Source organism: Streptomyces sp. NPDC001980 (assembly GCF_040296885.1).
Lineage (GTDB): Bacteria > Actinomycetota > Actinomycetes > Streptomycetales > Streptomycetaceae > Streptomyces.
In genome coordinates, this window is the sequence record NZ_JBEOYD010000041.1 from 80,244 (window position 1) to 91,405 (window position 11,162).

Consider the following 11,162-nt stretch of genomic DNA (forward strand, 5'->3'; position numbering starts at 1 on the left):
CCGGGGCCCGGGCGTGGAGTGGTGCTCAGGCGTCGATGTCGTCGTAGGCCAGATTGGCACCGAGCTCGCGGGAGGCCTCGGCCTGGGCCAGCAGTTCCCTGGCCTTGGCCTCGACGCCCTCGATGGCGTCCGCGCCGGCGACGAACCGCAGCAGCGGCTTCTCCTGGCCGGCGATCACCAGCAGGGCGCGGGCGAGCTTGGCGGGGTCGCCGCTCTGCTGGCCGTTCATGCTCTTCCAGGCCGCGATGGTGGCCGTGGTGCGCTCGGCGTAATCGTCGATGGTCGGCTCAGGCCAGATGGTGGAGCCGTCAACGAGAAGTTCGGTCCGGAAGAAGCCCGGCTCCACGACCGTGGTGTGGATGTTGTACGGCTCCACGTCGTAGCGCAGCGACTCCATCCAGCCCTCCACCCCGAACTTGGAGGCGGCGTACGCGACGCAGAACTCCTGGCCGGTCAGACCGGCGGATGAGGAAAGCGTGATGATGTGGCCGGCGCGCTGCTTGCGCAGGACGGGCAGGACGGCGCGGGTGACGTTCATGGGGCCGAAGAGGTTCGTCTCGATCTGCTGGCGCATCTGCGCGGGCGTGATCTCCTCGAAGTAGCCGGCGAAGAAGTTCCCGGCGTTGTTGACCAGGACGTCGATGCGGCCGAAGCGGCCGACGGCGGCCTGCGCGGCGGCCTTGGCGTCCTCCGGGCTGGTGACGTCCAGCTTGGTGACCAGCAGGTTGTCCTGCGGCCCGCCCAGAGTCTTCTCGACTTCTTCGGAGCGGCGGCCGGTGGCGACGACCTGGTGCCCGGCGGCGAGGGCCTCGCGGACGATGTCCGTGCCCAGCCCGCGTCCGGCACCGGTGACGAAAATGACCTTGCTCATGAGGGATTCCCTTTCAGGTGCCGTATCCCGGCACCCGGTGTGGTGGTGATGGGTGATGACCCGGCGGGCAGCCGGGCGACGGACGAGGTCGGAACCCCGACGGTCAGGCCTGGTCGGTGGGCATGATCCACAGCTCGGCAACGGAGGCGTGGCGCGGACGGGTGACCATGTACGCGACGCCGTCGGCGATGTCCTCGGGGCGGAGGACCTCGGTCTGCTCGTAGAAGGCGCCGATCGCTTCTCGGACCTCGGCCTTGTGGTCGTTGTGCGAGCCCAGCTCGGTGTCCACTCCGCCCGGCTCCAGGACGCCGACGCGTACATGTCGCTGGGTGACCTCTTGGCGAAGGGACTCCGTGAAGCCGTTCACGCCGAACTTGGTGAGGTTGTAAACGCCGTAGCCGTTCCAGGCGACGCGACCGGCGATCGAGCTGATGTTGACGATGTCGGCGACCCTGCGCGGCCCCTCCTCGGCGGCCCTGAGCAGGTGCGGGAGAGCAGCTCGGGTGGTGTAGAGCAGACCCTGGACGTTGACGGCGAGCATGCGCTCCCACTCCTCGACGTCCGCTGCGACGACGGGGCCGAGCAGCATGAGGCCGGCGTTGTTGACCAGTGTGTCCAGCCGTCCGAAGTGTTCGAGGGTCTGCTGGACGGCCGCCTCGGCCTGGGTGCGGTCGGCGATGTCCGCCTCGACGACCACGGCGGTGCCGCCCGCCTTCTGGATCTCGACGGCCAGCTCTTCCAGGCGGTCTTTGCGGCGGGCCACGAGGGCCACGGAGGCGCCGTGCTCGGCGAGCTCGCGGGCGGTGGCGGCACCGATGCCGCTGCTCGCGCCAGTGACGAGAGCGACGGTGCCGGTCAGGTTGGTTGTCATGAGGGTCTTCCTCTCCTCTGGCCGCACCACGCAGGGCATGGGCAGCCAGGGCGTTACATGAGGGGATCGGGTGAATCGGAGGCGGCCTGCCGGCGCCGTGATCGGTGCGGTGCAGTGGGCCCGCCATCCAGGCAACCACCGCCTGGCCTCCCATAGGGGGCCGGGCGGGGGCCTGCTCTTCCGGGGGTCTGGCAGTACCCCTCTCACCGCGTGGGAGGGGTAGGGGGCCGCCGTACGGTGGACCCATGGACCGCAGCACCGAGATCCGTGAGTTTCTGCGCACGCGCCGGGCCCGGATCACCCCCGAGCAGGCCGGCGTCGCCCCCCATGCCGGGGCCCGCCGGGTGCCGGGGCTGCGCCGCGAGGAGGTCGCCCAGCTCGCCGGGGTCAGCGTCGACTACTACGTCCGCCTGGAACGAGGCCGTACCCAAGGCGTCTCCGAGACCGTTCTGCACGCCGTGGCCCGCGCCCTGCAGCTGGACGACACCGAACGCGCCCATCTCTTCGACCTCGCCCAGCCCACAGCAGCCCGCGCCCGAAACCGGCGACCACGGGCGCCGCAGCGCGTGCGCCCGGCCGTATACCGGGCCCTGGACTCGCTTGCCGTCCCAGCTGTGGTGCAAGGACGGCGCATGGACGTCCTTGCAGCCAACCGACTCGGCTACGCCCTCATCGCGGACTTCCAGTCCCGGCCCCATCGCGAGCGCAACGCCGCACGCTTCGTCTTCCTCGACGACGCCGCACGCGCGCTGTACACAGACTGGGAACGGGTCGCCACCGACTGCGTGGCCACACTGCGCCTGTACGCCGGCCGTCACCCCGAGGACCCGCAGCTCACCGAACTGATCGGCGAGCTCTCTCTGCACAGCGACACCTTCCGCCGCCTGTGGGCCGACCACGACGTCCAGGCCCACACCACCGGCACCAAGCGCCTCCACCACCCGCTCGTCGGCGACCTCACCCTCGACTACGTGGTTCTCGCCATCGAAGGGGACCCCGACCAGACTCTCGTCATCTACACCCCTGAGCCAGCGTCCCCCAGCGCGGAAGCCATCGGCATCCTCGCCAGCTGGACCAACACCACCGCTACCGAGCCGCACGCCGCCCCTGAAGAGTCACACGATCCCACCAGCTGACGAGGCTCCGGGAGAGCGGGGAGCCCAACAGTGAGTTCGGGTGCAGTGCGTGAAGCTCGAACTGGGACGGCCTGAATCGGCTCCATCAGTGACCAGCGGGGGGCCAAGTGGGCCAGTTTCAGGCCGCCTTCACGAGCACTGATCTTCACAGATCCAGTCCTCGCGAGGGCGAGGGCGAGGGCGAGGTCGAGATCTGGCGGCTTGTCCGAGTCGGCCGAGTACACCACGCTGAGCCCCGAGCACGAGGGCTACCGGCGAGCCCAGATCGCGCACCGATGAGTTTCCCGCGCCGCGCTGGTCCATACGGCGGACACCCACGGACGGAAGGCTGGGCCATGCGGAAACTGATCTACGGCATGAACCTGACCCTGGACGGCTACATCGCCGCGGCCGGCGACGACATCGGCTGGAGCGGACCGCCTGGCGACGAGCTGTTCCAGTGGTGGCTCGACCACGAGCAGGCGAGTGGCCTGTCGCTGTATGGGCGCAAGCTGTGGGAGACGATGAGCTCCTACTGGCCGACCGGCGACCAGCAGCCCCACGCCACCCCGGCGGAGGTCGAGTTCGCGCGGAACTGGCGGGACACGCCGAAGGTGGTGTTCTCCTCGACGATCGACAAGGTCGACTGGAACACCCGCCTGGTCACCGGCGACGCGATCGCCGAGATCACCCGGCTCAAGGCTGAGGACGGCGGCCCGATGAACATCGGCGGCGCAACGCTTGCCGGGGCGGCCATGCGCGCCGGGCTGATCGACGAGTACGCGATCGCCGCCCATCCGGTCCTGGTGGGCAGCGGCACGCCGTTCTTCACCGCGCTGGACAGCTGGGTGAACCTGAACCTGGTGGAGACGCGGACGTTTCCCGGCGGCGTGGTCCTGACCAGGTACGAGACGAGGCGCTGAGCAGCAGCACCCACGCGCTGGTCTCACGGTGATGTCGTATACGACATCGGTACGACACGGCCCGTGAGATTACGACATCAGCCGCGAGACCCTGCACCTGTTCTGTAGGTCCTCGGTTTCGCTGTCAGGCGACGGCGCTGTGACCTGCTGTCCTTCTCCTTGTCTCAGGCCGCGTCGCTGGACGGCCGTCTCAGGAATGTGTCATTTCCCCATACCGGGGTTCGAGGAACCGGCGCGAGGATTCCCGGAAGTGGGCCACGAGCGGGTTGCGGTCGCCTGCGCGGCTGGCGACGACCACCTGACAGGGCTCGATGTCGTCGACGGTGATGGCGGCGAGGTCGTCCCGGAGTGTGTAGCGCCGGTCATACGCAGGAACGACGGCGACCGCGCGCCCGTCCGCGATGCCTTCGAGCTTGTCCTCGAAGGCGTCCACGAGCAGCGGACCGAATGGGGCCGGGTTGCCGTCCGACCGGGGGTCGAGCCGCCAGAACCCGCTCCAGACCGCGGCCATGCCGGCACAGGCCAGCAGGGGTTCGTCGGCGAAGTCGTCCTGCCTGACCGACTCCTTGTCGGCGAGGCGGTGGGATGCGGGCACGAGGAGTACCCGGGGTTCGTCGTAGAGGACGGTCACACTCAGGTCGTTGTCCGGGATGGGAAGCGGCGTGCGGGCGACGAGCACGTCGACCCGGCCGTCGGGAAGGGCGCGGGTTTCGTTCCAGTCCAGATGCCGGGTGCGGACGTGGGCGTCGGGATGACGGCGGCGCAGGTCCCGCACCGCGGGAGTGATGACGAGGTCCTCGACGTACCCGATGGTGATCGTGCGCGGTGGCGCCGCGGCGCGTGCGGCCCGCACCGCCTGCTGGGCGGAGTGCAGGAGTGCCTGCGCCTGGGGCAGGAAGGCCGCACCCGCCGCGGTGAGAGCGCTGCCCTGGGTGGTGCGCTCCAGCAGACGCACGCCGAGGGCGTCCTCCAGCCGCTTGATCTGGCGGCTCAGGGAGGGCTGGGCCACGTGCAGCGCGGCCGCCGCCCGGGCGAAGTGCAGATGCTCGGCGACGACCGTGAAGTACCGCACCAGCCTCAAGTCGAGGTCCGGGCCGGGAACGAGCGCCGGAGCGGGCGGAACTTCATCGGACATGCAGACACCCTACTCGTGATACCGATCCTGCATGAGCGGGTGCGAAACAGGTCTTGGACGCCCTACCGCAGACGGCTGTTGACTCGATGCCGTCCCTCCGTGGCCGCCCCGGAGGGACATGATCCGCAGGCCGATTCCTGAAACAGAGGATGTCCACCATGGGCAAGTACGAGGGCAAGAGCGTCGTGATCACAGGAGGCAGCAGCGGGTTGGGCCTGGCCACCGCCCGGCTCCTCGTGGGCGAAGGGGCACGGGTGCTCATCACCGGGCGTCATCAGGCTGCGTTGGATGCCGCCCGCGACCAGCTCGGCGACAGCGCGAGCGCGGTACGCAGCGACGCGTCGTCGCTGGCCGACATCGACGCGCTGGCCGACTGCGTGAAAGCCGAGTTCGGCACGGTCGACGCCCTGTTCGCCAACGCGGGTGTGAACGGATTCGCACCGTTCGAGGCGACGAGCGAGGAGCTCTTCGACGAGTTGCTGACGATCAACGCCAAGGGCCCGTATTTCACGGTGCAGAAACTCGTCCCGCTGCTGGCCGAGGGCAGTGGCGTGGTGCTCACCACCTCGGTCGTCAATGTGCTGGGCCTTCCCGCGCTCAGCGCATACGCGGCGAGCAAGGCGGCCCTGCGCTCGATGACCCGCAGCATGGCCCGTGAGCTGCTGCCACGGAAGATCCGCGTCAACGCGGTCAGCCCCGGCCCGATCGACTCCGGGATCCTGGAGAAGTCGATGCCCCCGGAAGCGGCGGAACAGACGAAGGCACAGATGGCCGCGGACATCCCCATGCTGCGCGTGGGCACCCCCGACGAGATCGCCAAGGCAGTCGCCTTCCTCGCCTTCGACGCCACCTTCACCACCGGCGCCGAACTCGCCGTGGACGGCGGCGGTTCCCAACTCTGACAGGAGTCTCCGTCATGGGCGGGAGCGGCCCCATGTTGCGTTCCCGCCCGTGTCGTCCCTCCCGGACGAGCGAAGGTCACGCCTGCCCGTCACAAGTCCGTGTCGCATCCGACCCCGGGCGCGACCTTTGCCGAGGGGCTGGCAGTCAAGGGCGAGAGAGTCGGCGAAGCCGACGGTGACACAGTTGCCTGGCTGCAGCGTGTCGGCTTCGCCGTCTCTTGATCCCGGGCCGAGCACGCGATGTCGGGGGCGGCTCAACGCCTCCTCGGACGCCCTGGGTAGGACCTGGCGGGACGCAGCGGGACGTCGTTCTTGAGCAGAGCCGGACGCACCGTGGCCAGGCTCGTTCCTTCGTGGTCGGCGATGTCCTGGAGTGAGCGGTGGTCCGGTTCGTACCAGGTGCGCCATTGGCTGATGCGGGAGGCCGTCTGCTGGGTGTGTCGGAAGCGGGGCGGGCTCCAGTCGACCGGATGCTGCGACAGCAGGTGGATGGCGTGGGCCGTTGTGGTGTTGAGCGCCTGGGCGACGCGGGCGATGGAGAAGTCGCCGGCGGGTACGGTCCGGTGGAGCCTGGCCTCGGTGATGCTGTCCGCATCCGGGCCGGGCAGCCGCAGTCGGCGCACGTCGGCGGCGTTGAGTCGCAGGGCCCGTTGGACGGGTTCGATACCGAGTCCGTCGAGGATCGTACGTGCGGTGTGGGTCAGCAGGTCCGCCTCGGCGGGCAGAGTGCGCCAGCGCAAGCGCTTGTACTGCTGGCGTTGGGCAGGGGCGGCGGGTGCAATGTCAGGGTGGGCGAGGTGTGGGGGTGATCCGGTGTGTCGATCTGCCTCGGTGTGCTCAACCGGGTTCTCCGGCAGGCTTCGACCTCGTACGCGCCGCCCACCGCGCGCCCTCCATACTCATCTCCTCGCGCTCGAAGAGCACGAAACCAGCGCCGGGTCTGGGGGACCTGGGCGACGCGTTACGGACTGGATGCGGACGAGGAGGGTGGCTGGCGGCCCACCACGAGGTGTTCACAGCTGCCCTGCTGAACTGAGCTGGCCAAGGGAGTCGACCCTGACGAGGTGGGCCCCCGGCACCGGCCAGCCCGTAGGCAGGAACCGGCCACGTACATGGTGCTCGTGGTTCTCCCCGCTGAATGTGCCGATGCAACAGCTCGACTGCCGGGTCATGGCCGTAGTGGACGGCGCGATCCATGGGCGTTGATCGGTTTGAGGTGTCGTTCTTGCCCAGTGCCGGTAAGGATCTGCTCTGACCGGATCGGTCTCCAGCGGTCGTGCTGTCGCTCGGGCCGCCGCCGACACTCTCGAGCGTGTGCACCTCGAACTCGGCGGCAAGGCCCCGGTCGTGATCTTCCCGGACGCCGATCTTGCGGCCGCCGGCGAGCCGACCTCCGGCGATGACGTGGAAGTCGATCTGATGGTCTCGAAAGCGCACTTCGACCGGGGCACGGGCTACCTCGAACGGGTGAAGGAGGAAGGCGTCCGAGTGGCGACCGGAGGCGGTGCCCTCGACGGACCGGGTTACTTCGTGGCCCCGACTGTGCCAACGCTGTGCTGGCCGGTCAGGTCCCCTGGGGGGCCGCAGCAGTTCGAACCACTCGAACCCGTCCGAGTTCTCCACAGCATGCGCCCGCGACGCGAACCGCTTCTCCAGCGTCTCGCGCTGTTCTGCCGGCACGGTCAGTACGTTGATCTTGACTACGCTCATGGCCTCATCCTGCCGCAAGGGTGATGCAGGAGGGCGTGAGCGACCAGTAGCAGACCGACAGTCGCGCCTGGCACAGCAGCAAGGCCTGCACCTATGGCCCGACAGTTTTCCTGGTGGCGGAGTCAGCGTGATCGGGCGCGGTAGAGGTCGCGCAGCAGGGCGATCTCGGCCCCGTGGTGCAGCAGTTCCTGGTTGACCCACCACACGATGTCGATGAACGGCTCGTCCGGGTCGCTGCCGTGCGGGTAGGTGCAATATCCCACGGTGTCGAGTGCGGCGTCGTCGACGCTCAGCAGTACCTTCCGCCAGGCCGTGGCGCCGGCGTCGAAGGCCGCGACCGCCTCTGTGACGTCCCCACTGACGGGGTAGTCGTCCCGGGTCAGCCCGTGGCCGCCGGCCGTGTGGTCGGCGCGCAGGGTCAGCAGTTCACTGAGGTGACTCAAGCGCCACGCGATGGTGGTGAACGGCGGCGGCCACGGGTGCGGGTAGGAAGCGTCGTCGCGTCCCCAGTCGCCGGTGCCTGCCAGCAGCGTCGCGCGCGATCCCGGCCCGTCCACGCGCCGCCGTACCGACCAACAGTCAGGCACCGGCTCCCAGAGGTACTCCTCGTCGGTCATGGGGCCGACCTGCGTATCCGTCCCGTCGCCGCTGTCCATGAAGGGCCCGGCCATGCGGTCGGCGAGGCGCTTGCGTGCGAAGTCGTACTGCTCCAGGAGCGAAGACAGGCGGGACGGTAACGTCATCGAACGCTCCTGTGTCGAGTCAAGCCGGGGCGATCCGCCAGCCTGGCACAGCCGGCACCACAGCCGCGTCTCATATTCGGAGGAGCCTCACCGAGGTGGGGGCCTTGCCGGTCGGCCGGCCTGGGCGTCGGCGAACGGCGTAACCACGTCTCGTCCAGCAGTCACGGGACATCTCAGGTGGCTTTGTTCGAGCGAGGTTCGGAGGCAGCACGGGACGCGACCTCGCAGACGGTGTCGACGAAGGAGCGGACCCGTGCTGTGACACCGTTGCGTGGCCAGAGCAGGCCGTACTCGATCGGTGGCGCGTCACGGAACGGTACGAAGGCGATGCCGGGCCGCGAGTGGTACTGCGCGGCACGCAGTGCGGCGGGCGAGACTCCGCGGCCGGCCGCGACGAGCGAGAGCACCTCCATCCAGTAGACGACGGTGGTGCCGTGCGTGATGGGCCGTCCCTCAGGCGTCCGGCGAGGGTAGTGGTAGTCGATCCAGTAGGGCGGGATGTCGCCCGACACGCTCACCAGTTCAGTGCGCGCCAGGTCTTCGAGGCCGACCGACTCGCGCCGGGCGAAAGGATGTTGTGCGGGGACGATGAGTGCACGCGGTTCGGAGAAGAGCACGGGGCCGGCGACCAGATCCGGCTCTGCAACGGGGAACTCGGTGAGTTGCAGATCTAGCGCGTTCGCACGCAGCGGGCCGAACGGGTCACTGAGCTGGACCTCCTGAATCTGCACCGCGCAGTCGGGATGCCGTTCCCGGAACACGTCAGCGGCCTTGACGAGCAGGTCGGCAGCCCACTGCGAGGAGAAGCCGACCCGCAGGGTTCCGGTGACACCCTTGCCACTCGCGACGGCCCGCGCCACCGCCTCCTGGACCTGTCGGTACGCCGGGGCCAGGTCGTCGTGGAGCTGCCGCCCGGCCGGGGTCAGCGCGACATGGCGGCTGGTGCGTTCGAACAGAGTGACACCGAGGCGGTGTTCGAGCCTCTTGATCGTCTGACTGACCCGGCCATGGGCCAGCCCGAGCCGCTCCTCGGTGCGACGGAAGTGCAGCTCCTCGGCCAGGATCAGAAACGCCTCGATCTCGTGCCGTTCCATCGCCTTCCCGGGACAGCTCGTTCATCGATGAGTTCTGCGCATCGATCGTAGAACACATCGGTCTTGTTCGGCCCCGACGGCTGTTCGAGGCTTTGGGCCATGGGACCTGCCAACGAGCTCTTCGACTACAGCCCGATCACCGAACGCCCACCGATCACCTGGCCCGGCGGCGCCAGGGTCGCCGTCTACATCGGGCTCAACGTCGAGCACTTCCTGATCGACCGCCCGTCCACGAGTATCTGGCCGGGGACCGCCGATCTGGTGCCGGACGCGCTCAACTACGGCTGGCGCGACTACGGGCCCCGCGTCGGTATCTGGCGCGTCACGGAGATCCTGGACCGGCACGGCATCAGGGCAAGCGCACTGCTGAACTCCGACGTGGCCCACCACTACCCGCAGATCGTCAAGGCGGGCCTGGAACGGAACTGGGCCTGGCTCGCGCACGGGCGGAGCAACTCGATCCTCCAGGCGGGCATGACCCGCGACGAGGAGCTCGCGCATCTCACTGACATCGTCGACACCATCGCCGCCGCCACCGGTCAGCGCCCACGCGGCTGGATGGGGCCCGGACTGACCGAGACGTTCCACACCCCGGCCCTGCTCGCCGAGCTCGGCCTGAGCTACATCCTGGACTGGACCAACGACGACCAGCCCTACCCGTTGAACGTGCCCGGGATGCTCAGCGTCCCCTACACGGTGGAACTCAACGACCTGGGCCTGTTCTCCAAGGGCACCACCGGGCCCGAGTTCGTTCAGATCGTCAAGGACCAGTACGAGCAACTGCACGCCGACTCCGAGCACAGCGGACGGGTGATGGCCCTGGCACTGCACCCGTTCGTGATCGGCCAGGCCTTCCGCGCCACGTATCTGAACCAAGCGTTGGCCTACCTTGCGGCACAACCCGACGTCTGGCTGACCACCAGCGACGAGATCGCCGAGCACTACCGGCGCACGGTCCAGCCGTGAACCTGAAGTCTTCCCGCCGCGTACCAACGCTGCTGCCGCACGTGTCCGAAGGCAACCAGGACCTGCCCGGCGCAACTTGCAGCCGGTGACCGCGCTTCCGTGCCGCTGCCGTAGCCTCCGCGGTCATGTTCGAGTGGTGGCATGCCCTGGCGGATGACGAACGGCAGCAATGGACTCTGGATCCGTTCGTGAGCGTGGGGCCGCTGGGGTTCGGTATGAGGCCCGGTGAGGCATCGAAGGCACTGAGCGGCGTCACAACAGAAGCTCAGCGCCACAGGCTCAGCCGTCGTGCGAACGAGGCTGTCGACGTCGTTGTGGAGGGTGAGTACCGAGAGTTCGGTCTGAAGCTCTACTACCGGGAGGAACGGCTGGCCGGCGTCGTGGTCGATGCACTGCGGGGGCCCCAGGTCCTGGTAGAGGGTGTGGCCTTGGTCGGCCGGGTCCCGTCCGTTCTGGAGCAGTGGATGCTCGACCGTGCCGAAGTCCGAGAGCCGTATACGGAGCTTTCTTACATGGATGCCGGGGTCCCTGGGTCGGACTCACTGGGTGTCGTCCTGGATGTGCAGCGCGCGGGCGATCACCTGCTCACACGGCCTGTGTTCGTTCCCCGCGAGGCCCTGGACGACCTCCCTCACTTCCTGCCCCGGGAAGCCTGGTCGCGCTGCTGAGCACGTTTGCCCGGCAGGCCAGGACGACTCCGTGGCTGTTCCCGTGATCGCACTCTAGGCGCTGAACAGGGCGTTGTGGCGTAGCTGTTCGACGCACCACCGGAAGTGCCCGTCGCTGTCGTCGAGGCCGAAGAGGTCGTAGGTGGTGAGGGCGTATGCGGCTC

Annotated in this window: 11 protein-coding genes and 2 pseudogenes; 6 read left to right on the forward strand and 7 right to left on the reverse strand. The window is 68.6% G+C overall.

Annotated elements, in window-relative coordinates; genetic code table 11:
* Positions 1-25 precede the first annotated feature (25 nt).
* Positions 26-871 carry an SDR family oxidoreductase gene (locus ABT137_RS41045; RefSeq protein WP_351717044.1) on the reverse strand — a complete coding sequence of 282 codons (846 nt, stop codon included), beginning with the start codon at positions 869-871 and terminating at the stop codon, positions 26-28.
* 103 nt (positions 872-974) lie between these two features.
* Positions 975-1,742 carry an SDR family NAD(P)-dependent oxidoreductase gene (locus tag ABT137_RS41050; RefSeq protein ID WP_351717046.1) on the reverse strand — a complete coding sequence of 256 codons (768 nt, stop codon included), beginning with the start codon at positions 1,740-1,742 and terminating at the stop codon, positions 975-977.
* Between the two features lie 245 nt (positions 1,743-1,987).
* Here ABT137_RS41050 and ABT137_RS41055 point away from each other — a divergent pair, with 245 nt between their 5' ends.
* Both ABT137_RS41055 and ABT137_RS41060 read left to right on the forward strand, forming a co-directional pair.
* Positions 1,988-2,878, forward strand: coding sequence for a helix-turn-helix transcriptional regulator (locus ABT137_RS41055; protein WP_351717048.1), 891 nt, complete (start codon positions 1,988-1,990; stop codon positions 2,876-2,878).
* A 335-nt stretch (positions 2,879-3,213) separates the two neighbouring features.
* Positions 3,214-3,780 carry a dihydrofolate reductase family protein gene (locus ABT137_RS41060; protein ID WP_351717050.1) on the forward strand — a complete coding sequence of 189 codons (567 nt, stop codon included), beginning with the start codon at positions 3,214-3,216 and terminating at the stop codon, positions 3,778-3,780.
* 190 nt (positions 3,781-3,970) lie between these two features.
* Here ABT137_RS41060 and ABT137_RS41065 read toward each other — a convergent pair whose 3' ends face one another.
* Positions 3,971-4,915, reverse strand: a complete 945-nt coding sequence (locus ABT137_RS41065; protein WP_351717052.1) for a LysR family transcriptional regulator — start codon at positions 4,913-4,915, stop codon at positions 3,971-3,973.
* Positions 4,916-5,073: 158 nt separating this feature from the next.
* On the opposite strand from ABT137_RS41065, the gene ABT137_RS41070 reads away from it, so the two are divergent.
* Positions 5,074-5,817 carry an SDR family oxidoreductase gene (locus tag ABT137_RS41070; protein ID WP_351717054.1) on the forward strand — a complete coding sequence of 248 codons (744 nt, stop codon included), beginning with the start codon at positions 5,074-5,076 and terminating at the stop codon, positions 5,815-5,817.
* A 254-nt stretch (positions 5,818-6,071) separates the two neighbouring features.
* On the opposite strand, the gene ABT137_RS41075 is transcribed toward ABT137_RS41070, so the two are convergent.
* The gene (locus tag ABT137_RS41075; RefSeq protein WP_351717055.1) at positions 6,072-6,557 is read right to left on the reverse strand and encodes a hypothetical protein; all 486 of its coding nucleotides are present in this window, start codon (positions 6,555-6,557) and stop codon (positions 6,072-6,074) included.
* Positions 6,558-7,068: 511 nt separating this feature from the next.
* On the opposite strand from ABT137_RS41075, the pseudogene ABT137_RS41080 reads away from it, so the two are divergent.
* A pseudogene (locus tag ABT137_RS41080) lies at positions 7,069-7,353 on the forward strand (aldehyde dehydrogenase family protein); the annotation flags it as partial.
* Positions 7,354-7,380: 27 nt separating this feature from the next.
* On the opposite strand, the pseudogene ABT137_RS41085 reads toward ABT137_RS41080, so the two are convergent.
* From ABT137_RS41085 to ABT137_RS41095, 3 genes and pseudogenes are all read right to left on the reverse strand, one after another.
* Positions 7,381-7,527 (reverse strand): annotated as a pseudogene (locus ABT137_RS41085) (antibiotic biosynthesis monooxygenase family protein); the annotation flags it as partial.
* Between the two features lie 122 nt (positions 7,528-7,649).
* Positions 7,650-8,270 (reverse strand): DinB family protein, encoded by a 621-nt coding sequence (locus tag ABT137_RS41090; RefSeq protein ID WP_351717057.1) that lies wholly within the window; start codon positions 8,268-8,270, stop codon positions 7,650-7,652.
* Between the two features lie 173 nt (positions 8,271-8,443).
* Entirely contained in the window at positions 8,444-9,364 is a 921-nt protein-coding gene (locus ABT137_RS41095; RefSeq protein ID WP_351717059.1) for a LysR family transcriptional regulator, read from the reverse strand.
* 99 nt (positions 9,365-9,463) lie between these two features.
* Between ABT137_RS41095 and ABT137_RS41100 the strand changes: the two genes are divergently transcribed.
* Both ABT137_RS41100 and ABT137_RS41105 read left to right on the forward strand, forming a co-directional pair.
* Positions 9,464-10,330: a polysaccharide deacetylase family protein gene (locus tag ABT137_RS41100; RefSeq protein WP_351717061.1), complete on the forward strand. Its 867-nt coding sequence runs from the start codon at positions 9,464-9,466 to the stop codon at positions 10,328-10,330.
* A 125-nt stretch (positions 10,331-10,455) separates the two neighbouring features.
* Positions 10,456-10,998, forward strand: coding sequence for a hypothetical protein (locus ABT137_RS41105; RefSeq protein WP_351717063.1), 543 nt, complete (start codon positions 10,456-10,458; stop codon positions 10,996-10,998).
* The last annotated feature ends 164 nt before the right edge of the window (positions 10,999-11,162 follow it).

What these genes read in the sequence shown, in the direction of transcription:
- ABT137_RS41100 (WP_351717061.1), top strand. Translation starts at nt 9,464, where the DNA reads ATGGGACCTGCCAACGAGCTCTTCGACTACAGCCCGATCACCGAACGC.
- ABT137_RS41045 (WP_351717044.1), bottom strand. Translation starts at nt 871, where the DNA reads ATGAGCAAGGTCATTTTCGTCACCGGTGCCGGACGCGGGCTGGGCACG.
- ABT137_RS41070 (WP_351717054.1), top strand. Translation starts at nt 5,074, where the DNA reads ATGGGCAAGTACGAGGGCAAGAGCGTCGTGATCACAGGAGGCAGCAGC.
- ABT137_RS41060 (WP_351717050.1), top strand. Translation starts at nt 3,214, where the DNA reads ATGCGGAAACTGATCTACGGCATGAACCTGACCCTGGACGGCTACATC.
- ABT137_RS41095 (WP_351717059.1), bottom strand. Translation starts at nt 9,364, where the DNA reads ATGGAACGGCACGAGATCGAGGCGTTTCTGATCCTGGCCGAGGAGCTG.
- ABT137_RS41050 (WP_351717046.1), bottom strand. Translation starts at nt 1,742, where the DNA reads ATGACAACCAACCTGACCGGCACCGTCGCTCTCGTCACTGGCGCGAGC.
- ABT137_RS41055 (WP_351717048.1), top strand. Translation starts at nt 1,988, where the DNA reads ATGGACCGCAGCACCGAGATCCGTGAGTTTCTGCGCACGCGCCGGGCC.
- ABT137_RS41065 (WP_351717052.1), bottom strand. Translation starts at nt 4,915, where the DNA reads ATGTCCGATGAAGTTCCGCCCGCTCCGGCGCTCGTTCCCGGCCCGGAC.
- ABT137_RS41105 (WP_351717063.1), top strand. Translation starts at nt 10,456, where the DNA reads ATGTTCGAGTGGTGGCATGCCCTGGCGGATGACGAACGGCAGCAATGG.
- ABT137_RS41090 (WP_351717057.1), bottom strand. Translation starts at nt 8,270, where the DNA reads ATGACGTTACCGTCCCGCCTGTCTTCGCTCCTGGAGCAGTACGACTTC.